Annotated in this window: 21 protein-coding genes; 7 read left to right on the top strand and 14 right to left on the bottom strand. The window is 55.0% G+C overall.

The window, feature by feature from the left end; translation table 11 throughout:
- The first annotated feature begins 7 nt into the window (after positions 1-7).
- Both ptsI and crr read left to right on the top strand, forming a co-directional pair.
- Complete coding sequence (gene ptsI, locus A936_RS15895) at positions 8-1,735, top strand: phosphoenolpyruvate-protein phosphotransferase PtsI (protein WP_008459581.1); 1,728 nt, start codon at positions 8-10, stop codon at positions 1,733-1,735.
- Between the two features lie 43 nt (positions 1,736-1,778).
- Entirely contained in the window at positions 1,779-2,282 is a 504-nt protein-coding gene (crr, locus tag A936_RS15890; protein WP_008459580.1) for a PTS glucose transporter subunit IIA, read from the top strand.
- Positions 2,283-2,334: 52 nt separating this feature from the next.
- Here the strand turns inward: crr and pdxK are convergent, their stop codons facing one another.
- Complete coding sequence (gene pdxK / locus A936_RS15885; protein WP_008459579.1) at positions 2,335-3,186, bottom strand: pyridoxine/pyridoxal/pyridoxamine kinase; 852 nt, start codon at positions 3,184-3,186, stop codon at positions 2,335-2,337.
- Positions 3,187-3,633: 447 nt separating this feature from the next.
- Here pdxK and A936_RS15880 point away from each other — a divergent pair, with 447 nt between their 5' ends.
- Positions 3,634-4,845: an oxalate decarboxylase family bicupin gene (locus tag A936_RS15880; RefSeq protein ID WP_034809565.1), complete on the top strand. Its 1,212-nt coding sequence runs from the start codon at positions 3,634-3,636 to the stop codon at positions 4,843-4,845.
- Between the two features lie 52 nt (positions 4,846-4,897).
- On the opposite strand, the gene cysM is transcribed toward A936_RS15880, so the two are convergent.
- The 9 genes from cysM to A936_RS15835 form a co-directional block, all read right to left on the bottom strand.
- A complete protein-coding gene (gene cysM, locus A936_RS15875) occupies positions 4,898-5,809 on the bottom strand; it encodes a cysteine synthase CysM (RefSeq protein ID WP_008459577.1) in 912 nt (303 codons plus the stop codon).
- A 70-nt stretch (positions 5,810-5,879) separates the two neighbouring features.
- Positions 5,880-6,965 carry a sulfate/thiosulfate ABC transporter ATP-binding protein CysA gene (cysA, locus tag A936_RS15870; RefSeq protein WP_008459576.1) on the bottom strand — a complete coding sequence of 362 codons (1,086 nt, stop codon included), beginning with the start codon at positions 6,963-6,965 and terminating at the stop codon, positions 5,880-5,882.
- Positions 6,955-7,830, bottom strand: a complete 876-nt coding sequence (cysW, locus tag A936_RS15865; protein WP_008459574.1) for a sulfate/thiosulfate ABC transporter permease CysW — start codon at positions 7,828-7,830, stop codon at positions 6,955-6,957. Before cysW ends, cysA begins: the two co-directional genes overlap by 11 nt.
- Positions 7,830-8,663: a sulfate/thiosulfate ABC transporter permease CysT gene (gene cysT, locus A936_RS15860; RefSeq protein ID WP_008459572.1), complete on the bottom strand. Its 834-nt coding sequence runs from the start codon at positions 8,661-8,663 to the stop codon at positions 7,830-7,832. The genes cysW and cysT overlap by 1 nt, the downstream gene beginning before the upstream one ends.
- Positions 8,663-9,679: a sulfate ABC transporter substrate-binding protein gene (locus A936_RS15855; RefSeq protein WP_008459570.1), complete on the bottom strand. Its 1,017-nt coding sequence runs from the start codon at positions 9,677-9,679 to the stop codon at positions 8,663-8,665. The genes cysT and A936_RS15855 overlap by 1 nt, the downstream gene beginning before the upstream one ends.
- Before the next feature lie 157 nt (positions 9,680-9,836).
- Positions 9,837-10,736, bottom strand: a complete 900-nt coding sequence (locus tag A936_RS15850) for a Dyp-type peroxidase (RefSeq protein WP_008459569.1) — start codon at positions 10,734-10,736, stop codon at positions 9,837-9,839.
- Between the two features lie 130 nt (positions 10,737-10,866).
- The gene (locus A936_RS15845) at positions 10,867-11,442 is read right to left on the bottom strand and encodes an RpoE-regulated lipoprotein (RefSeq protein ID WP_008459567.1); all 576 of its coding nucleotides are present in this window, start codon (positions 11,440-11,442) and stop codon (positions 10,867-10,869) included.
- A 49-nt stretch (positions 11,443-11,491) separates the two neighbouring features.
- A complete protein-coding gene (locus tag A936_RS15840) occupies positions 11,492-11,944 on the bottom strand; it encodes a DUF2919 domain-containing protein (protein WP_008459566.1) in 453 nt (150 codons plus the stop codon).
- 20 nt (positions 11,945-11,964) lie between these two features.
- Positions 11,965-12,390 carry a GNAT family acetyltransferase gene (locus tag A936_RS15835; protein WP_008459564.1) on the bottom strand — a complete coding sequence of 142 codons (426 nt, stop codon included), beginning with the start codon at positions 12,388-12,390 and terminating at the stop codon, positions 11,965-11,967.
- 216 nt (positions 12,391-12,606) lie between these two features.
- Here A936_RS15835 and amiA point away from each other — a divergent pair, with 216 nt between their 5' ends.
- Positions 12,607-13,479: an N-acetylmuramoyl-L-alanine amidase AmiA gene (gene amiA / locus A936_RS15830; RefSeq protein WP_008459562.1), complete on the top strand. Its 873-nt coding sequence runs from the start codon at positions 12,607-12,609 to the stop codon at positions 13,477-13,479.
- A 5-nt stretch (positions 13,480-13,484) separates the two neighbouring features.
- Entirely contained in the window at positions 13,485-14,390 is a 906-nt protein-coding gene (gene hemF, locus A936_RS15825; protein ID WP_008459561.1) for an oxygen-dependent coproporphyrinogen oxidase, read from the top strand.
- A gap of 155 nt (positions 14,391-14,545) precedes the next feature.
- On the opposite strand, the gene maeB is transcribed toward hemF, so the two are convergent.
- Positions 14,546-16,825 (bottom strand): NADP-dependent oxaloacetate-decarboxylating malate dehydrogenase, encoded by a 2,280-nt coding sequence (maeB, locus tag A936_RS15820; RefSeq protein WP_008459558.1) that lies wholly within the window; start codon positions 16,823-16,825, stop codon positions 14,546-14,548.
- A gap of 256 nt (positions 16,826-17,081) precedes the next feature.
- Between maeB and tal the strand changes: the two genes are divergently transcribed.
- Both tal and tkt read left to right on the top strand, forming a co-directional pair.
- Positions 17,082-18,032 (top strand): transaldolase, encoded by a 951-nt coding sequence (gene tal, locus A936_RS15815; protein ID WP_008459557.1) that lies wholly within the window; start codon positions 17,082-17,084, stop codon positions 18,030-18,032.
- 18 nt (positions 18,033-18,050) lie between these two features.
- Complete coding sequence (gene tkt, locus A936_RS15810; RefSeq protein WP_008459556.1) at positions 18,051-20,051, top strand: transketolase; 2,001 nt, start codon at positions 18,051-18,053, stop codon at positions 20,049-20,051.
- Between the two features lie 59 nt (positions 20,052-20,110).
- Here the strand turns inward: tkt and A936_RS15805 are convergent, their stop codons facing one another.
- The 3 genes from A936_RS15805 to A936_RS15795 all read right to left on the bottom strand — a co-directional run.
- Complete coding sequence (locus A936_RS15805; RefSeq protein ID WP_008459555.1) at positions 20,111-21,154, bottom strand: DUF1176 domain-containing protein; 1,044 nt, start codon at positions 21,152-21,154, stop codon at positions 20,111-20,113.
- Positions 21,155-21,297: 143 nt separating this feature from the next.
- A complete protein-coding gene (nudK, locus tag A936_RS15800; protein ID WP_008459554.1) occupies positions 21,298-21,873 on the bottom strand; it encodes a GDP-mannose pyrophosphatase NudK in 576 nt (191 codons plus the stop codon).
- Between the two features lie 253 nt (positions 21,874-22,126).
- Positions 22,127-22,506 (bottom strand): integrase core domain-containing protein (locus A936_RS15795; protein ID WP_008459552.1); only part of this gene is annotated, 380 nt, incomplete at its 5' end.

Below are 22,506 nucleotides of genomic sequence, written 5' to 3'. Positions count from 1 at the left end.
TAGGGTTATGATTTCAGGCATTTTAGCATCCCCGGGTATCGCTTTCGGCAAAGCACTTTTGCTGAAAGAAGATGAAATTGTCATCGACCGGAAGAAAATTTCTGCCGACAAAGTTGAGCAGGAAGTTGAACGTTTCCTCAGCGGGCGCGCCAAAGCATCCGAGCAGTTAGAAGCGATCAAAATTAAAGCTGGCGAGACCTTCGGTGAAGAAAAGGAAGCTATCTTCGAAGGCCACATTATGTTGCTGGAAGACGAAGAGCTCGAGCAGGAAATCATAGCCCTTATCAAAGACAAGCTGGTCACGGCGGACGCTGCGGCATACGAAGTGATTGAAGGCCAGGCAACGGCTCTGGAAGAGCTGGATGACGAATACCTGAAAGAACGTGCGGCTGACGTACGTGACATCGGTAAGCGTCTTCTGCAGAACATTCTCGGCCTGAACATTATCGATTTAAGCGCAATTAAGGATGAAGTTATCCTGGTTGCCAAAGATCTGACCCCGTCTGAAACCGCACAGCTGAACCTGAAAAAGGTGCTGGGTTTCATCACCGACATCGGCGGCCGTACCTCCCACACTTCCATCATGGCGCGCTCCCTTGAGCTGCCAGCGATTGTGGGCACCGGTAGCGTCACCTCCGACGTGAAAAACGACGACTATCTGATCCTCGACGCGGTTAACAACAAAGTTTACGTTAACCCAACCAACGAGCAGATCGAAGAGCTGCGCGCCGTTCAACAGCAGGTTGCCTCTGAAAAAGCAGAGCTGGCTAAGCTGAAAGACCTGCCAGCCATCACCCTCGACGGCCACCAGGTCGAAGTGTGTGCCAACATTGGTACCGTGCGTGACATCGACGGTGCTGAGCGTAACGGCGCTGAAGGTGTGGGTCTGTATCGTACCGAATTCCTGTTCATGGACCGTGACTCACTGCCAACCGAAGAAGAGCAGTTTGCCGCGTACAAAGCCGTGGCTGAAGCCTGTGGCTCTCAGGCGGTTATCGTCCGTACCATGGACATCGGCGGCGACAAAGAGCTGCCGTACATGAACTTCCCTAAAGAAGAGAACCCGTTCCTGGGCTGGCGTGCCATTCGTATCGCCATGGATCGCAAAGAGATCCTGCGTGACCAGGTTCGCGCTATCCTGCGCGCCTCTGCTTTTGGCAAGCTGCGCATTATGTTCCCGATGATCATCTCTGTTGAAGAAGTGCGTGCCCTGAGAAAAGAGATTGAGATCTTCAAGCAGGAACTGCGTGACGAAGGCAAAGCATTCGATGAATCTATCGAAATCGGCGTAATGGTCGAAACCCCTGCGGCTGCGACGATTGCTCATCATCTGGCCAAAGAAGTCGACTTCTTCAGCATCGGCACCAACGATTTAACTCAGTACACCCTGGCAGTTGACCGCGGTAATGATATGATTTCACATCTTTACCAGCCGATGTCACCGTCCGTACTGACTCTGATTAAGCAAGTTATTGATGCTTCTCATGCAGAAGGTAAATGGACCGGTATGTGTGGTGAGCTTGCGGGCGACGAACGTGCTACACTTCTGTTGCTTGGGATGGGCCTGGACGAATTCAGTATGAGCGCCATTTCTATCCCACGTATCAAGAAGATTATTCGTAACACGAACTTCGAAGATGCGAAAGTGTTAGCAGAGCAGGCTCTTGCTCAACCGACAACGGACGAGTTAATGACGCTGGTTAACAAGTTCATTGAAGAAAAAACAATCTGCTAATTCACGAGATGCTGCCCAAATTACTGCTTAGGAGAGAAGGCTAATGGGGTTATTTAGTAAACTGTTCGGTGACAAAGGCAATAGCGACACCGGAACCATTGAGATCGTTGCTCCACTGTCTGGCGAAATCGTTAACATTGAAGACGTGCCGGACGTCGTGTTTGCTGAAAAAATCGTTGGTGATGGGATCGCTATCAAACCAACCGGCAACAAAATGGTTGCTCCGGTTGACGGCACCATCGGTAAAATCTTTGAAACCAACCATGCCTTCTCTATCGAATCCGATAGCGGCATTGAGCTGTTTGTTCACTTTGGTATCGACACCGTTGAGCTGAAAGGCGAAGGCTTTAAGCGCATCGCTGAAGAAGGCCAGCGCGTGAAGAAAGGCGACGTGGTTATTGAGTTCGACCTGCCGCTGCTGGAAGAGAAAGCCAAGTCTACCCTGACACCGGTTGTTATCTCCAACATGGACGAAATCAAAGAGCTGATCAAACTGACAGGTAGCGTGACCGTGGGCGAAACCCCGGTTATCCGCATCAAGAAGTAAGATTCATGCAGAGAAAAAGGCACCCTGGGGTGCCTTTTTTATTGGCTGCGATTCAGCGAGGAAGAATCAGTTCATCTGAGCGCTGCCCCTGAGTCCAGGTCATCACTTCAAACACCCGATGCGCAGCTTCTCCTGCGGCAACCGCCACCTGCTTGCCTGCAAGTATTCGGCTTACCAGCTCGGCGCAGAACAAATCCCCGGTGCCTTTCAGGTCGGTCACCACGCGAGCGTGGCTGGTCACATCGGCTTCATCAGCGGTCACCGTCACCACGGAAATAGTATCCGCGCAGTTCCCCGGCGCACTGGTTATTACCACCCAGCGCAGCGTTTCAGAGAGAAGACTTCTGGCCGCCATCACCGCCTGCTCCAGCGTATCGCAGGGCATTCCGGTCAGAATATGCAGTTCAAAGAGATTAGGCGTGATCCCCTGTGCATGAGGCAGCAGCGCCGTGCGATAAGCTTCAGGAATACCCGCCTTGACGTAAACACCGCTGTCGGTGTCCCCCATTACCGGGTCGACAAGTATCAACAGCTCAGGATGGCTTTTGCGTCTTTGACGCAGCCAATCCGCCAGCAGATGGATTTGCTCCGCACTGCCCATGTAACCCGTCGTCACGGCCTTCAGTTCGCGCAACGCATCCCGTTCTTCGAGCGCTCGCAGATAGCCGCTAAACCAGTCCGCCGGGATCACGCCGCCATAAAACGTATCGTAATGCGGCGTGTTGCTGAATAACACCGTTGGCACCGCCATCACCCGCCAGCCATGCTGCTGAATCGCCGGAACCGCGATACTGTTCCCGACGCTGCCGTAAACGACCTGAGATTGCACTGCCACAATATCGGCCTGCAGCGCCCGGCCTGCATCGTGAAACAGTACAGACTGTATATCGTTATCCTGACTCATATTTTCCCCTTGCCCGCCAGACAGCTAAGGTCTGAATTGCGAAGCGGCCATTATAGCCAGACCCGGGCGGTACAACCATGCTCAGAGCGCCCTCTTTATTCCGGCAATAGCAGAGATACAGCTACCATCCTTCAGATTTATCGAATGAACGATAAAAGTAATATTTTCTTTCAGCCGTTACACCTTGAAGATGTATCACCTGAATGATGAAGAAAACATTATTACCGATTAGTGCTGGATACCTGGAAATTAATAACCACCACTTAAACATTGCATCAACGAAATATCCATTACATTATGAGGATATATCTTCACCATCCTCTGTTTACATTGTCGACTCATGCCTGCCTTACAATTCCACAAGGTCAAACTCCATAAGTTCACCTATAACAAAAGTTCCCTCCGGAGAATAAACCTCACTCTGCATGAATATAAGGAAGCTATTATATGAAAGATATATCCAGAAGAAGCTTCATGGCCTTTGCCGCAGGCGGTACCGTCGTATTAGCGGCCGGGCAGGCCCATGCCCACGATGACAAAGTAAAATCCTATCCGGCAAGCGTGCGCGATCCGGGCCCTCACGACCCCATCCGGGAAGCTGAAAACCCTGACATTGTTAACCCGCCCGCTACCGACAGCGGCACGTTGCCGAACCTGCGCTACTCCTTCAGCGATGCCCATGTCAGAAAAGGCACCGGCGGCTGGACCCGACAAGTCACCAAGCGGGAGCTGGGGATTTCAACCACCATCGCCGGGGTAGACATGCGCCTGAATGCCGGAGGCATCCGCGAACTTCACTGGCACAAAGAGGGTGAATGGGCCTACATGACCTACGGCAATGCGCGGGTAACGGCCTTCGATGCAAAAGGAGGCTGGTTTGTGGATGATATCGGCGTCGGTGATTTATGGTATTTCCCGCCGGGCATTCCTCACTCCATTCAGGGTATCGGGCCTGACGGCTGTGAGTTTCTTTTGGCCTTCGACGACGGCGGATTTGATGAAGACAGTACGTTCCTGTTATCCGACTGGTTTAAACATATCCCTCCGGAGATATTAGCAAAAAACTTCCAGGTGCCCGTGTCTACATTTTCTAAACTGCCTTCACCTGCTGATGAATATATTTTCGCGGGTACAGTACCCGGCAGCCTTGCCTCAGACAGTATTAATGGCGCAGCTAAATCAGAGATTAATTTCACCCACCATATGCTGGCTCAGGATCCGATCAAAGCCCCTGGCGGCACCGTCAGAATAACGGATTCATCTAATTTCCCGGTGTCGAAGACTATTGCGGCAGCCCTGGTGGAAATAGAGCCCGGCGGGCTGAGAGAACTTCACTGGCACCCAAATAACGATGAATGGCAGTACTATCTTGAAGGGGAAGGCAGAATGGGCGTTTTCGCCTCTTCGGGCCAGGCCAGAACCTTTGATTACCGCGCCGGGGATGTCGGCTACGTTCCCTTTGCGATGGGGCATTATATCGAGAATACCGGCACCACAACCCTGCGTTTCCTGGAACTGTTTAAAAGCGACTATTACGCGGATATTTCGCTTAACCAGTGGCTGGCCAGCACGCCGCCTGAGCTGGTGAAACAGCATTTACAGCTTGATGATACCTTTATGAAGGCGTTGAGCCTGCATAAAAACCCGGTTGTGAAGTAAGCCTGCTCTCAGGAAAAGATCGCCTCAGGCGACCTTTTCCTGGCTTACAGCGTCAGATGCCAGCGCCCTGAACGTAGCTCTCTTCCCCGAACACGCCGGTAGAAAGATAGCGATCGCCTCTGTCGCAAATAATAGCGACCACTATGGCCCCCGGATTTGCTTTGGCTACGCGCAACGCACCCGCCACTGCCCCGCCGGAACTTACGCCGCAGAAAATCCCCTCTTCCATCGCCAGGCGGCGCATCGTCTGCTCGGCTTCGGTCTGCGCCATGTCGATGACTTCATCCACCAGTGTCGGGTTGAAAATTTTCGGCAACCACTCTTCTGGCCAACGGCGGATCCCCGGGATGCTGCTGCCCTCTTCCGGCTGCAGCCCGACAATTCTCACTGGCTTGCTTTGCTCGCGCATAAAACGACTCACGCCGGTTATCGTGCCCGTCGTGCCCATGCTGGAGACAAAATGCGTGATTCGCCCTTCGGTCTGCCGCCAGATCTCCGGCCCGGTCGTCGTGTAATGCGCCAGCGGGTTATCCGGGTTATTAAACTGATCGAGGATCTTGCCTTCGCCACGGTCGGCCATTTGCTGAGCCAGCTCACGCGCGCCTTCCATGCCCTGAGCTTTGCTGACCAGAATCAGCTCGGCGCCGTAAGCCTGCATCGCCGCCTTGCGCTCCATGCTCATGTTGTCCGGCATCAGCAGCTTAATACGGTAGCCTTTGAGCGCAGAGATCATCGCCAGCGCAATGCCGGTATTGCCGCTGGTTGCCTCAATCAGCGTATCGCCGGGTTGTATTTCCCCTCGTTTTTCCGCCTGAACAATCATCGACAGCGCCGCGCGATCTTTAACCGAACCTGCCGGGTTATTTCCTTCGAGTTTGACCCAAATCTCGCTGCCGTTCGTCAGCCCGCTGCGCTGCAGCCGGACCAGAGGAGTATTGCCAATAGTGCTTTCTAAAGTGATCACTTGCCTGCCCGCAATAAATGAAAAAGCGGCCTCGGTGGGCCGCTAGTGCGTGTCCTGTCGGGGTAAATTATCAGGCGGACTGCGCCAGGTCTACACCCTGAATACGGTTGGCACCTTCATACAGGCGCGCGTTTTGTAATCCCACAAACAGACGCTCACCGCGCTGCGGAATTTGCTGTTCCTTCAGAACCACCGTCAGCGGTTCGTCATACCAGCCCAGCGGCTGCACAACCAGCTGCATGTAATGCCCGCGCGGACTGACTTCCAGCACCTGCACCGGCAGAGGTGAATCAAGATTCGTGCGGCGGCTGACGTCCACTTCCCACGGACGCAGGAACAAATCAACATCCCCCTGATGGGCCGGCGTGAACCCCAGCGGCCAACGATGCGCGCCGACGTGGAACTGGCTCCCACGAATCACGCCTTTCAGGCGGTTAACCTCGCCGAGGAACTCCAGCACGAAGCGGGTCGCGGGCTCACGCCAGACCTGCTCAGGCGTATCGACCTGCTCGATATTGCCCTGGCTCATCACCACCACGCGGTCGGCAACTTCCATCGCTTCTTCCTGATCGTGCGTCACAAACACGCTGGTGAACTTTAACTCTTCGTGCAGCTCGCGCAGCCAGCGGCGCAGCTCTTTACGAACCTGTGCGTCCAGAGCGCCAAACGGTTCATCCAGCAGCAGGATTTGCGGCTCCACCGCCAGCGCACGCGCCAGGGCAACACGCTGCTTCTGCCCGCCGGACAACTGCGCCGGGTAGCGGTCGGCCAGATGGGAAAGCTGCACCATTTCCAGCAGTTTCGTCACTTTCTGTTTGATCGCAGAGGCGGAAGGCCGTTCGCGACGCGGCAGCACCGTTAAGCCAAAGGCGATATTGTCGAATACCGACATATGGCGGAACAGCGCATAGTGCTGAAACACAAAGCCGACTTTGCGATCGCGGGCATGCATCCGGCTGACGTCGGTGCCGTGGAAGCTGATGCGACCGCTGTTCTGGTGCTCCAGCCCGGCAATAATACGCAGCAGCGTAGTTTTACCAGAGCCGGACGGACCAAGCAGCGCCACCATCTGACCAGAAGGGATATCCAGCGAGATATCGTTCAGCACCTGGGTGCGTCCAAATGACTTCTTAATATTGGCAATATCAATGCTCATGATTTTCCTCCTGCTTCAGGCGTTTTTCCTGATTATTCAGACGCCACTGCACCGCACTCTTTAAGAACAAGGTCAGGACTGCCATCAGGGTCAACAACGCCGCGGCGGTAAACGAACCAACGGTGTTGTAATCCTGCTGCAGTAACTCAATCTGTAACGGCAACGAGAACGTCTCGCCGCGAATCGAACCGGACACCACCGACACCGCGCCAAATTCACCGATGGCGCGGGCGTTGGTCAGCACCACGCCATAAAGCAGGGCCCAGCGAATATTGGGCAGCGTCACGCGGCGGAACATCTGCCAGCCGGAAGCGCCCAGTAAAATCGCGGCTTCATCTTCCTGGCTGCCCTGGCTTAGCATCACCGGCACCAGCTCACGCACCACAAACGGGCAGGTGACGAAGATAGTCACCAGCACCATGCCCGGCCAGGCAAACATGATTTGCAGGTTGTGGGCATCGAGGAACCCCGCCAGCGGGCCGTTAGAGCCATAAAACAGCAGATAAACCAGGCCCGCAACCACCGGGGAAACGGCAAATGGGATATCCAGCAGCGTCAGCAACAATTGGCGGCCAGGGAAGTTAAAACGCGTCACCAGCCAGGCCAGCAGCGTGCCGAACACCAGGTTTACCGGCACGGTAATCAGGGCAATCATCACCGTCAGCCAGATGGCGTGCAGCATGTCCGGGTTAGCGATATTTTGCAGCGCGGGCATCAGCCCCTTGGAAAAGGCTTCTACAAAAATAGACGCGACCGGCACCACCAGAATCAGGAAAGAGACGAGCACACCGATGGCGATCAGCGCCCATTTTCCCCAGTTAATGCGGGAGCGGGTATAGTTTTTCAAAGCAGTGACGTCCGTCATCAGTGACCTACCACGCGTCGACCAAAGCGACTCTGCAACGTGTTAATGGTGAACAGCAGCAGCAGCGACGCCGCCAGAATCACTGACGCAATGGCGCTGGCCGCCGGGTAATCAAACTCCTGCAGGCGCACGAAGATCATCAGCGAGGTGACTTCCGTCTTCCAGGCGATGTTTCCGGCGATAAAGATAACCGCGCCAAACTCCCCCAGGCTGCGGGTGAAGGAAAGCGCTACGCCCGCCATCAGTGCCGGAGAAAGCTCCGGCAGCACTACGCGGCGGAAACTCTGCCAGCGAGTCGCGCCGAGCGTTTCAGCAGCCTCTTCGTATTCTGGCCCCAATTCTTCCAGCACGGGCTGAACGGTGCGCACCACAAACGGAATGCTGGTAAACGCCATCGCGACGGCAATACCCAGCCAGGTGTAAGTCACCTTAATGCCAAACTGCGCCAGCCACTCGCCGTACCAGCCGTTGACAGAAAACAGCCCGGCGAGGGTTAAACCCGCCACCGCGGTGGGCAGCGCAAAGGGTAAATCCATCAGCGCATCTAGCAGGCTGCGCCCCGGAAACTGATAACGCGTCAGGATCCACGCCATTAACAGGCCGAACACGCCGTTAAACACGGAAGCCAGCGCGGCGGAAAGCAGCGTGACTTTATAGGCGGCCACCACCTGCGGGTTGGTAATCACGTCCCAGTACTGGGAGAACGACATTTGCGCCAGCTGCATCACCAGCGCGCTCAGCGGCAGCAGCAGGATCAGGCAAACAAACAGCAGGCTGGTGCCGAGGCTAAGCGTAAACCCCGGCAATACGCGTTTTGAACGGCTGGCAAACATTAACTACGCCCCGTCGCTAACAGCTTGTCCAGCTCCCCGCCGGTAGCAAAATGCGTTTTCATCACTTCCGGCCAGCCGCCGAACGCATCTTCCACGCGGAACAGCTCGGTCTGTGGGAATTTATCTTTCAGCTTATCCATTACCTGCGGGTTATTCACGCGGTAGTAGTAATCGGTAATGATGGTCTGCGCCTGAGGGCTATAGAGATAGTTCAGGTAGGCTTTGGCCGCTTTTTCCGTGCCGTTGGCCTTCACGTTTTTATCCACCCAGGCAACCGGGAACTCGGCCAGAATGTTGACCTTCGGCACTACGACTTCATAACCGTCTTTGGCGTACTGGTTGCGGATATTGTTCACTTCTGATTCAAAAGAGATCAGCACGTCGCCCAGCCCACGCTCGACAAAGGAGGTTGTCGCCCCGCGGCCGCCGGTATCAAACACTTCGACGTTTTTCAGGAATTGCGTCATGAACTGCTCGGTTTTGGCTTTATCGCCGCCGTCAGCTTTGTCTGCCGCACCCCAGGCTGCCAGATAGGTATAACGAGCGTTACCAGAAGTTTTCGGATTCGGGAAAATGAGCTTCACGTCCGGGCGCACAAGATCGCTCCAGTCGTGGATGTTCTTTGGGTTGCCTTTGCGCACCAGGAAAGCCATGGTGGAGTAGAAAGGCGAGCTGTTGTTGCCCAGACGGCTCTGCCAGTCCGCCGGGATCAGGTTGCCTTTGTCGTGCAGGATCTGCACATCGGTCACCTGGTTATAAGTTACAACGTCAGCTTTTAAGCCCTGCAAAATGGCCAGCGCCTGTTTTGATGACCCGGCATGAGATTGTTTTATCGTCAGCTTGTCGCCGTTATTCTCCTGCGCCCACTGCTTTTCAAACGGCGGGTTAAGCGCGGCAAACAGCTCGCGGGACACATCATAAGAGCTATTCAGCAGCTCGGTTGCATGGGCAGAGCCTGCCAGCAGCAAAGAGACAGCGAGCGCGTTCCATACTTTTTTAACTGACCTGATTGCCATGCTTCGCCCTTATAAATGTGATGAATGCCATAAAGTCATGACAGTCAGTGTATTTATAACGAGCGATAAAGCTGTAACGCTTTTATATACCGTTTGGCGATTTACAAGAAGAAAGGGATATAAGAAAGCGGCGTAGCAAACGCTACGCCGGAGGGGATTACAGGCTCAGTAATTTATCGAGCGACGGCGCAAAGTAGTAACCGCCGGTGACCGGCTTAGTGAAGCGCAGCATACCGTCACGCTTCCCGTCAGCGTCGCCAAACATGCTCAACAGCTGCTGTTCAATGTTATGCAAACGCGCGCAATAGGCGATGAAATAGAGACCGTGCACGCCGCTGGCGGTGCCGTAAGGCAGGCTCTGACGCACAATTTTCAGCCCCTTGCCGTCTTCTTTCAGATCGACCCGGCTCAGGTGAGAAGTGGCTGGCCGCGCGTCGCCGTCAATTTCTTCGTTTTCCTGTTTGGTACGGCCGAAGATCATCTCCTGGTCGTGCACGCTCAGGCGGTTAAGCTGCCTGAGGTTGTGTTCCCAGCGCTGAACCAGCACGTAGCTGCCCCCGGCATCCACGCCTTCGTTGATCACCGCCACCTGGCGACGATTTTCTTCGCCCTGTGGATTTTCGGTCCCGTCAACGAAGCCGCTGAGATCGCGCTCTTCTACCCAGCGGAAACCGTGAATCTCTTCTTCAATTTTCAGCGCATCGCCAAACGCGGCCAGCGCGGCCTGAGCCACGGAGAAGTTCACGTCATGGCGCAGAGAAAGAATGTGGATCATCACATCGTGCTGGGTCGCGGGCGCCAGGCCTTTGCCTAGTGGCGTAAAGTTTTTCAGCTCTGCGGCACCTTCGCCTTTGCTGAGGTCGCGCCACAGGTCGTGCCCGAAGCCAACGGTCGCCCCCAGCATCGCGTCAGGGAATTGTTCCTGGAAAGCATTCAACGCTTCAATAAAGGTTTTGCACCCTGCGCTCAGCGCGCTGAAGTCGCCCTGGACAGAAGCTTCCAGCCAAACGGCGGCACGACAATGTTCCGGCAGAATGCCGCTTTGAACCCGAGACATGATTCCTCCTGAAAAAAATGCCACCAAAGGTGGCACATAACTATGATGACTCCGAACGGAGGCATTTATCGGGCTATTCTAACCTGATTTATTCACGCCGACTTGCGACGGCGCAAACCCGGCGCAAATTTTATCGACGCCAGATAATTTTGTTAAGCGTCCATTTCTTCAGCGTATCATCCGACGGCATCAATCCTTCCGGCCCGTGCCACTCGCCTGTAAACAGATAGCTGATGTGCTGGCTGTTCGGCGCCTGGCAGAGAACGCCTGCCGCATCGTCGCCGGTCGCTTTTTCGCAGACCCCAAACGCTTTCTGATACAGATCGCTGAAAGGCGTGCCGATTTTCACGCCGCTGGCGGTTTTGATGTCAGCATCCATCACATCTACGCGACTCACGGTGCCTTTTTCGCCGTTCACCACCAGCTTAACGTCTTTGTCTTTCATCGCCTCAAAGTAGCGCACGATGTTGCCGTTTTCAGTTTTCATGCCGCTGCGCAGACGATAATTGTCATTCAACCCCTCGCTCACGGCCTTCTCATCCATCGCGGTGGCTGAAGTCAGTTTCCCCACGCCCTGCTCGCTCACCTCAACGGAAGAGCCAAACCAGTTCCACGGATAAGCCGCAGACCAGTTAACGGAGGATAGCGTGGAACACCCGCTCAGAACCAGCGGCAGGCTTAGCATCATCAGGCGCAGAGATTTCATTGATCATTCCTTTTCAAAAAATGGTAACGGCCTTTGGAGTACGGGGACGTCAAAAAGTGCCGCTTAACTCGTTTTTCAGGGCAAAGTAATCCCGCAGCCGGCGGTTAGTCAGCAGCCACCAAAGCGCGAACAGATCGATAATCAGCAGAACAACGGTGGTACCGGTCAGCGTTTCATCCCCGGCCAGCAGCGCCAGTTGCCACGCCAGCAGCCCAACCTGGGCGGCAATCAATATCCAGCGAAATGCCCGCCAGAACCGGGGCCAAAGGTGGCGACGTCCGCTGAACAAAAAGGCCAGCGCAGCCGGAATACCGGGGATCAGCCCCAGCCAGAAGTTATCGCGATCGGGATAAAACAGGCCCAGCAGCGCATCGCCCTGCTGACGAGAAGCCCCCGCCAGCACCAGCAAAACCCAGGTGCGGGCCTGTAACAACAACACCGCCCAGAACAGCAGCGGTGCTTTTAAGTTGCCCTGTGAATCATAATCAGCAGGCAAATACATGGCATGAACACATTTGAAAATTAATATTCCTGATCTTCTATCAGCCGTTTGCCGAGCAAAATGGTGTCCTGATGCTCGTAATCGAGCTTTTCATAAAGGCCGATAACCAGATCGTTCTCTTCGCGCACCATGATGTGGATCTTCGGGCAACCGCGGGCAATCAGCTTCTTTTCCAGCCGGTTCAGCAAGGCGTTAGCAATGCCGCGGCCCCGAAACTCCGGGTGCACGCCCAGGTAATAGGCTGACCCCCGATGGCCGTCATACCCGCCCATCAACGAACCGACGATCTCGCCGCCCACCTCAGCGACTAAAAATAGGTCCGCATCGTGATGCAGCTTACGTTCAATGTCCATTTCCGGGTCATTCCATGGGCGCAGTAAATCGCAGCGCTCCCAAAGGGTAATGACCTCTTCGAAATCTTCCTGGCGAAAAACGCGAATTTCCATGGTATTAGCCACCTTAAGCCGTAAAAGGTTGATTATGGCGTTAACCGTCCGTTAAGCCAATAACTGCCGCAAAAGCGCGAAAAAAATGGCATAATCTCCGACCAGTCATGAAATGAAACGAATGGATATACATTTCTGACGCCAGAGTGTCGTTTGCATGAAGCCGATACGTTATAACTTCCCATCTGGACTCCATAAGATAAATAATTCATCCGCATGAGCAAAATTAAATCGCTAACGCAACTTACGACGCGCCGCCAGGTCCTGCTCACAGGTTTAGCAGCGTTGACGCTAACCGGTATGAACCAAGCGCTGGCAAAGGAAGAAGCCAAATCGCTGAAAACCACCAATTCCCACAGTAAAGTGGCCAAAAAATCCGGGGCAAAACGCATTGTTATGCTCGACCCGGGCCACGGTGGGATTGATACCGGCGCCATCGGCCACAACGGATCGAAAGAAAAACACGTGGTGCTGGCCATTGCCAAAAACGTGCGCAGCATCCTGCGCAGCAACGGGATCGATGCCAGGCTGACTCGCACCACGGACGAATTTATTCCGCTGTACGATCGCGTTGAAATCGCCCACCAGCACGGCGCAGATCTGTTTATGTCGATCCACGCTGATGGCTTCACCAGTCCCACCGCCGCAGGTGCCTCCGTATTCGCCCTGTCTAACCGAGGCGCAAGTAGCGCCATGGCGAAATATCTTTCAGACAGAGAGAACGCCGCGGATGACGTAGCGGGCAGCAAAGTGAAAGACAAAGATCACTACCTGCAGCAGGTGCTGTTTGACCTGGTGCAGACCGACACGATTAAAAACAGCCTGACGCTCGGCTCGCATATTCTGAAACAGATAAAGCCGGTGCATAAGTTGCACAGCCGCAACACGGAACAGGCAGCCTTCGTCGTTCTGAAGTCGCCGTCCATTCCGTCCGTGCTGGTTGAAACGTCGTTCATCACTAACCCGGGCGAAGAAAAGTTGCTCGGCACCACCGCCTTCCGCCAGAAGATTGCCACCGCCATCGCCTCCGGCGTGATGAGCTATTTCAACTGGTTTGATAACCATAAAGTCCACGGTAAGAAGCGTTAATTTTTATGACTGAGCCCGATATCCACGCCGTAAAACAGTTCCTGCTCTCCCTGCAGGATACGATATGCCAGCAGCTTTCCGCCCTTGATGGCGCCGTCTTCCAGGAAGACAACTGGCAGCGAGAAGGCGGCGGCGGCGGGCGCAGTCGAGTTTTGCGCGGCGGCGCGGTGTTCGAACAGGCTGGCGTGAACTTTTCTCACGTTCACGGCGACGCCATGCCGGCGTCTGCCACGGCCCACCGCCCGGAACTGGCGGGCAGAAGCTTTCAGGCCATGGGCGTTTCGCTGGTGGTACACCCGAACAACCCTTATGTGCCGACCAGCCACGCCAACGTGCGTTTCTTTATTGCCGAAAAACCTGGCGCCGATCCGGTCTGGTGGTTTGGCGGCGGCTTCGACTTAACGCCTTACTACGGCTTCGAAGAAGATGCGGTGCACTGGCACCGCACGGCGCGTGACCTGTGTCAGCCGTTTGGTGACGACGTTTTCCCGCGTTATAAAAAGTGGTGCGATGACTACTTCTTTATCAGACACCGCAACGAGCAGCGCGGTATCGGCGGGCTGTTCTTCGACGATCTGAACAAGCCAGACTTTGACTACGGCTTCCGCTTTATTCAGGCCGTCGGACAGGGATTCCTGGACGCTTATCTGCCGATTGTTGAACGCCGCAAGGATCATCCCTTCGGCGAGCGCGAGCGTGACTTCCAGCTGTATCGTCGTGGGCGCTACGTTGAGTTCAACCTGGTGTGGGATCGCGGCACGCTGTTTGGCCTGCAAACCGGCGGGCGCACCGAATCGATTTTAATGTCGATGCCGCCGCTGGTGCGCTGGGAGTATGACTATCAGCCTGAAGAAGGCAGCCCGGAGGCTGCGCTGTATCGTGATTTCCTGCCAGTGAAGGAGTGGGTGTAGCTTTCGCGTTTTTACCCTCACCCTAACCCTCTCCCTAAAAGGGAGAGGGGATTTTTAGTGCTCGCTGTACCCCATATCCCTTTGGGGAAAGATGACTCTATTATCCGCTTTACTCGGTTTTCCCCCTCGCCCCTCCGGGGAGAGAGGGAGTTCAATCACAGCGGTGCGGTTTGCGCCTCCACAACCGCCAGCGCCACCATATTCACAATGCGGCGCACCGAAGCAATCGGCGTCAACACGTGAACCGGCTTCGCCACGCCCATCAGGACCGGTCCAACGGTCACCCCTTCAGAACTCGACACGCGCAGCAGGTTGTAGCTAATACGCGCCGCCTCAACGTTCGGCATGATCAGGATATTAGCAGAGCCTTTCAGCGGGCTGTCCGGCATACGCTCATGGCGAATACTTTCAACCAGCGCGGCGTCTCCGTGCATCTCCCCGTCAATTTCCAGGTCAGGCGCACGCTCACGCACCAGATCCAGCGTTTTGCGCATTTTGCAGGCGGCTTTGCTGTTGGAAGAACCGTAGTTGGAGTGGGAAAGCAGCGCAACTTTCGGCTCAATGCCGAAGCGGCGCACCGTTTCCGCCGCCAGCAGCGTGATTTCCGTCAGTTCTTCCGGCGTAGGGTCATCGTTCACATAGGTATCCGCGATAAAGGTGTTGCCGCTCGGCAGCAGCAGCGCGTTCATCGCCCCGGCAGCCTTCACGCCTTCGCGGTAGCCAAACAGCTTCTCTACCACGTCAAAGTGCTCGTGATATTCGCCGATTGTCCCGCATATCAGCGCATCTGCTTCACCACGATGCACCATGATCGCCCCGATCACAGTCGTGTTGCTGATCACCGCCCGCTGCGCCTGCTCCTGAGTGATCCCACGGCGCTTCATGATGTTGTAGTACTCGTGCCAGTACTCTTTGAAACGCGGATCGGATTCGTTATTCACGATCTCAAAATCTTTGCCCGGCTGAATTTGCAGGCCCAGCTTTTTGATACGCATTTCGATAACGCTTGGACGACCAATCAGGATAGGCTTCGCCAGCCCCAAAGTGATCAGCTCCTGTGTGGCATGCAGCACGCGCGCTTCTTCCCCTTCACTTAACACCACGCGCTTCGGCTCTTTGCGCGCCTGGGAGAAGATCGGCTTCATAAACAGGTTGGTTTTGTAGACAAACTCTTCCAGCTTCTCGCTGTAAGCATTGAAATCCTGAATCGGGCGCGTGGCCACGCCGGAGTCCATCGCTGCTTTGGCTACCGCCGGGGCAATTTTCACGATCAGGCGCGGGTCAAATGGCTTAGGAATGATGTATTCCGGGCCGAACGTCAGTTCCTGCTCGCCGTAGGCGGAGGCCACCACGTCGCTTTGTTCAGCGTGAGCCAGCTCGGCTATCGCATGTACCGCAGCCAGCTTCATCTCTTCGTTAATTGCCGTGGCACCCACGTCCAGCGCGCCACGGAAGATGAACGGGAAGCACAGCACGTTGTTCACCTGGTTCGGGTAGTCCGAACGGCCGGTACAGATAATGGCTTCCGGACGCACCTCTTTCGCCAGCGGCGGCAGAATTTCAGGCTCAGGGTTAGCCAGCGCCAGAATCAGCGGCGCTTTGCCCATCTTCTTCACCATCTCCTGAGTCAGCACTTTCGGACCGGAGCAGCCGAGGAAAATGTCCGCGCCTTCAATCACGTCGTCCAGCGTCCGCTTGCCGCTGTCTTCAACGGCATAGGCGGCTTTGGTTTCGGCCATGTTCTCTTCGCGGCCTTTATAAATAACGCCCTTCGAGTCGCAAACCACGATGTTGTGTTTTTGCATTCCCAGCGCGACCAGCAGGTTCATACAGGCGATTGCCGAAGCCCCCGCGCCGGAAACCACCAGCCGTACATCGGTAATGTTCTTTTCAACCACGCGCAGGCCGTTCAGCACCGCGGCGGTACAAATAATCGCGGTGCCGTGCTGGTCGTCGTGGAACACCGGAATGTTCATGCGCTCGCGCAGCTTCTGCTCTATGTAGAAACACTCCGGTGCCTTGATATCTTCCAGGTTAATGCCGCCGAAAGTGGGTTCCAGCGCGGCCACCACGTCGATAAGCTTGTCCGGATCCATCTCATCAATTTCGATATCGAAAACGTCTATACCGGCAAATTTTTTAAACAGGACGCCCTTACCTTCCATAACTGGCTTGCCTGCAAGCGCGCCGATATTGCCTAGCCCGAGCACCGCGGTACCGTTAGAAACCACGCCCACAAGGTTGCCACGCGCGGTGTATTTGTAGGCGGCGAGCGGGTCCTTTTCAATTTCAAGGCAAGGTGCCGCTACGCCCGGTGAATACGCCAGCGCCAGGTCACGCTGGGTAGCAAGGGGTTTGGTCGGAGAAACCTGGATTTTCCCCGGAATTGGAAACTCATGGAAATCGAGGGCACTTTGCTTCAGTTGTTCATCCATTGCATCGTTCCTTTTTGGGTCTTCTTTATTGTTACGTCAGCCGCCTAGTATCACGCGGGCACGTTTCGCAAACTTTGAAGGTAGCCATACTATTAAGATTAGGCGTGATTATTGTTAGCTAACTATAGAACCAATGTTAGCGGCTGCCCCGTCATCGCCCCCATCTGCTATGCTTTTGGGTTATGCAAAGCGTAAGTTTTCACGGCGAGCGACACGGAACGCTCAGGTAAGACGTTGCTTTTTCAAGGAGATAGTAATGAATCAGTTAGACAGCATTAAACAGTACACCACCGTGGTTGCAGACAGCGGTGATATCGACTCTATTCGCCACTACCAGCCTGAAGACGCCACCACCAACCCTTCATTGTTGTTAAAAGCCGCGGGGCTTGAGCAATATCAGCCGCTGATTGATGACGCGCTGGCCTACGGCAAACAGCGCGGCGGCAGCAGGGAACACATTGTGGCCGAAGCCAGTGACAAACTGGCGGTCAATGTCGGTGCGGAAATTCTGAAAAGCATTCCAGGTCGCGTGTCTACCGAAGTGGATGCCCGTCTCTCCTACGACAAAGAAAAGAGCATCAGCAAGGCTCGTCGCCTGGTGGATCTGTACGCCGAACAGGGGATCGATAAATCCCGCATTCTCATCAAGCTGGCGTCAACCTGGGAAGGCATCCGCGCGGCGGAAGAGCTGCAAAAAGAAGGCATCAACTGCAACCTGACACTGCTGTTCTCTTTTGCTCAGGCGCGTGCCTGTGCGGAAGCGGGCGTTTTCCTGATTTCCCCGTTCGTGGGCCGTATTTACGACTGGTATCAGGCGCGTAAACCGATGGATCCGTATATCGTTGAAGAAGATCCGGGCGTGAAATCCGTGCGCAATATCTACGACTACTTCAAGCAACATAACTATGAAACCATCGTCATGGGCGCCAGCTTCCGTCGTAAGGAACAAATCCTCGCCCTGGCGGGCTGCGACCGGCTGACCATCGCCCCTAACCTGCTGCAGCAGCTGCAGGACAGTGAAGAAGAAGTTATCCGTAAACTGATCCCATTCTCACAGGGCTTCCGCCGTCCGGCCCCCATGAGCGAAGCGGAATTCCGTTGGGAACATAGCCAGGATGCTATGGCCGTGGAAAAACTGGCCGAAGGGATCCGCCTGTTCGCCATAGATCAACGCAAACTGGAAGACCTGCTCGCCGCCAAACTTTAACAAGACCTGGAGTGAAACATGTCATCACGTAAAGAGCTTGCCAACGCCATTCGCGCCCTCAGTATGGATGCGGTCCAGAAAGCCAATTCCGGCCACCCCGGAGCGCCCATGGGCATGGCCGATATCGCCGAGGTGCTGTGGAATGATTTCCTCAGCCATAACCCGTCTAACCCGCACTGGGCCAACCGCGACCGCTTCGTGCTGTCGAACGGCCATGCGTCGATGCTGCTTTACAGCCTGCTGCACCTGAGCGGCTATGACCTGCCGCTGGACGAGTTGAAAAACTTCCGCCAGCTTCACTCCAAAACGCCCGGTCACCCGGAAGTGGGCTATACCCCCGGCGTGGAAACCACCACCGGCCCGCTGGGCCAGGGGTTAGCCAACGCCGTGGGGATGGCGATTGCCGAGCGCACGCTGGCCGCGCAGTTTAACCAGCCGGGCCATGACATCGTTGACCACTACACCTATGTGTTCATGGGGGACGGCTGCCTGATGGAGGGCATTTCCCATGAGGTATCTTCCCTTGCCGGAACGCTGGGTTTAGGCAAGCTGATCGGCTTCTATGACCATAACGGGATTTCCATCGACGGGGAAACCGATGGCTGGTTTACCGACGACACGGCCAAACGCTTCGAGGCCTATCACTGGCACGTGATCCATGAGATTGACGGTCACGACCCGGCTGCGCTGAAAAAAGCCATCAAAGAAGCCCAGAGCGTGAAGGACAAACCGTCCCTCATTATCTGCCGCACCGTGATCGGTTTTGGTTCGCCAAACAAAGCGGGCAAAGAAGAGGCTCACGGCGCACCGCTGGGTGAAGAAGAAGTCGCCCTGGCGCGCAAGCAGCTCGGCTGGAAATACCCGCCGTTTGAGATCCCAAAAGAGGTCTATCACGCCTGGGACGCCAAAGAGGCAGGCGAAAAAGCGGAGGCCGCCTGGAAAGAGAAGTTTGCCGCTTACGCAAAAGCTCACCCTACCCTGAGCGCCGAATTTAAACGCCGTACCGAAGGTAAACTGCCGGATAACTGGCAGAAAACAGCCCAAAGCTACATTGAACAACTGCAGGCGAACCCGGACAAAATCGCCACCCGCAAAGCTTCGCAGAATACCCTTAACGCCTTTGGTCCGTCGCTGCCGGAACTGCTTGGCGGCTCCGCCGACCTGGCCCCGAGTAACCTGACCATCTGGAAAGGCTCGAGATCGATTAAAGAGGACACCGCCGGGAATTATATCCACTACGGCGTACGCGAATTCGGTATGACCGCCATTGCCAACGGCATCGCCCTGCACGGCGGCTTTATCCCTTACACCGCCACTTTCCTGATGTTTGTGGAGTACGCCCGTAACGCGGCACGTATGGCGGCGCTGATGAAAGCGCGGCAGATCATGGTTTATACCCATGATTCCATCGGCCTTGGGGAAGATGGCCCGACACACCAGGCCGTCGAGCAGTTAGCCAGCCTGCGCCTGACGCCCAACTTCAGCACCTGGCGGCCTTGCGATCAGGTTGAGGCCGCCGTGGCCTGGAAATCCGCACTTGAGCGCCAGACCGGCCCAACTGCGCTGATCCTGTCTCGCCAGAATCTGGCCCAGATGGACCGTACGCCCGAGCAACTGAAAGCGATCGGCCGAGGGGGTTATATTCTGAAGGACAGCGACGGCAAACCAGACCTCATCCTGATTGCCACGGGCTCTGAGATTGAAATCACCGTCGAGGCCGCGGCAGCATTGAGCAAAGAAGGGCATAAGGTTCGCGTCGTGTCTATGCCGTCCACCGACGTGTTTGATGCTCAGGATGAGGCGTATCAGGAGTCCGTCCTGCCTTATGCCGTACGGGCTCGAGTGGCGGTAGAGGCCGGTATAGCCGACTACTGGTACAAATACGTCGGTCTCAAAGGCGGGATTGTGGGTATGACAACCTTCGGCGAATCCGCCCCTGCCGGGAAGCTGTTCCCATTCTTTGGCTTTACGGTAGAAAACATCGTAGCCGTAGCGAAAAAATCACTCGGCAAGAAATAGCCTACACTGCCAGCCCTCTCCTCATGGGGAGAGGGTTCTTCTTATTCCATGAATCCACCCTATTTGGTGACCCACAGCGTCGGCCAGCCGCCCGCTTTATGCCAGCTATCACAGGCAGATTCAGCGGCATAACGCACAAGCCGGAAGCGCTGTCCGTCATAGCGCCAGCGCGTGGCCACGCCGCAGTCGCCAGGCCCACGCCCTTTCGCCAGGGTGGTTAACACTTTATCGTGCTCATCAAATCCCGCGTTCATTAGTTCCAGCTCAGCGCTGCCGCCGTCCGGTATAAAGGGTAATCGCAGGTGAATCGTCCTGGCGACAAACGGCTTTTGCCGGGAGATGACCCAGGCCAGATAAACCACGTTATAGGCGCCTGCTTCACAGCTGGTAAGCATCAAGGCTTTATCGTCAGTCAGAGGGAAAACGCGCACTTCCCGGCGCTGCGGATCGAGCGAACACTGGCTGTTATTCATCCGCCATGTGCCGTAATCCAACAGGTCGTTCAGTTCATCGTGTGAAAGTGGCGTTGTTGGTGCCGTAGCTGCAGCCACTTCTTTGAGCGGTGGAGCCGGAGGCACGCTGAGCGGAGGTCCGTCGCCTTTTTTAATCCATGCGGTTTCGCTGCCGATACGCTTTTGCTGGCTGTCGATAAAGAGCAGCGCCGCTTTGAGCCCGCTGAGTGAAATGATGCCCCTGCCGTCGGCAAGGGTAATTTTATCGCCGTTCATAACAGCGTCTAGCAGACCGTTAATCGCCTCCGGATTATTGGTCATCAAATGATGAGGCGACACTTTCCACTCGCTGGGCTGGATAGCAAGCGGCGCGTCGTCAAACCGCAGCCTCGGTGCTACAGGCGAGACTTTAACGTCCGCACTCTCCATATTCCCCAGGTCGATGCGCAAACTGGCGTCAGTGCGAGCCCCGGCACCCCGGGTAATCGTCATCACCAACCCCTGATGCAGTCCGGTATTACGGGTGCTGCAAAAGTTCTGGTTATTGCAGGTCACCTGCCAGTCGGAAAACTGCTTTTGCGCTGGCGCGGCAAATGCAGCATTGGCTACCAGCAATGCAAGCATAAGCAAGGAGGATGTCCGATAGAACATTGAAGGCAGCCCTAAAAAGCGAAGCGTGAAAAACGTACGATGGTGCGACGTATCTTCGGCCCACGAGACAGCCTGCTCAATCGGATTTGTCGGATAGCTTTATATCAATATTAAAAATCGCAATAACATGATTTTATGGAGTTTTACCCCATAATATTGCGCAACTGTAGCTGTTGAAGCAGTATCACTGTCTTCCCGTCGCGAATTTCCCCATTCTTCACCATCGCCATTGCCTGGCTAAACGGGATTTCCAGCACGTCGATATCTTCATCTTCCACGCCGCCGCCGGCGCCTTCTCGCTGAGAATCACTGTATTCTGCCAGATAGAAATAGACGATTTCGGTCACGCCGCCGGGAGACATATACAACTCAAAGACTTTCTCAACCTCTCCTACCTGAAAGCCCGTTTCTTCCATCGCCTCTTTGCGGGCGCAGACTTCTGGCTCGTCGGCATCCAGCAGCCCGGCACAGGCTTCTATCAGCATGCCGTCTTCATTCCCGTTAACCCAGGTCGCGACGCGGAACTGGCGTGTTAGCACCACACTTTTCTTTTCGCGGTTATAAAGCAGAATGGTCGCCCCGTTGCCCCGGTCATAAACTTCGCGCTTATGACGCACGCTTTCGGCCCCGTTACGAGACAGGTCATAGGTAATATTGCGCAGGATGAAGTAGTTATCAGACAGGACTTTATCTTTGATGACTTCGATACGTAACGACATACGGTCTCCACAAGGCGGTAAGGGAGCCGACAATCATATGCCGTTCTGTGAGCGTTGTCGCGTGGCGTTAGGTGTGTTTTTGTATGGGTGTTGAAACGAGAAGGAATATTTTAGTTCGCAGTTTTTCCGTTCACCGTAGCATCATTTATTTCTGCCACTTCCATAAATAGTGAACGTGTCAGGGGGCATTACGCTGTATGAACCGGTCACATGGGTTACAGAACTGACCGGTCACATGGGTTACACCTTTCTCTCAATCTAACCTCAGGATACGGTGATTGATTCTGTCGTAATGCGCCAGTATCAGTTCACCAAATCCTATTTCGTCGCATTGCTCATTCAACGGTTTCATCCAGACCCACTCATTTCGTAGCGCTTCACTCAGAAATATTCGGGTACTGTTGAACCATAAATCTCCTCTCTGCGCGACTCTCAACATTCTGGCATTATCCGGGACAGGCATTTCTGTTCGTGGCCCCGCAAACTGTCTTTCCGAAGGTTTCCAGACCGAGGCCGGCGTTTTACCCTGAAGCGCTTTATGCGGCCTTATCTCGTTGAATTCCTTTCGCCATCTGTCAAACCATTGTTGCTGTTCTTCCAGAGAAGAAAATGAGCAATGTTGGTTGAGCGCTT

The sequence above is a fragment of the Enterobacter sp. Ag1 genome, assembly GCA_000277545.1.
In the GTDB taxonomy this organism is placed as follows: domain Bacteria; phylum Pseudomonadota; class Gammaproteobacteria; order Enterobacterales; family Enterobacteriaceae; genus Cedecea.
This window is presented reverse-complemented; position numbering and strand designations above follow the sequence as displayed.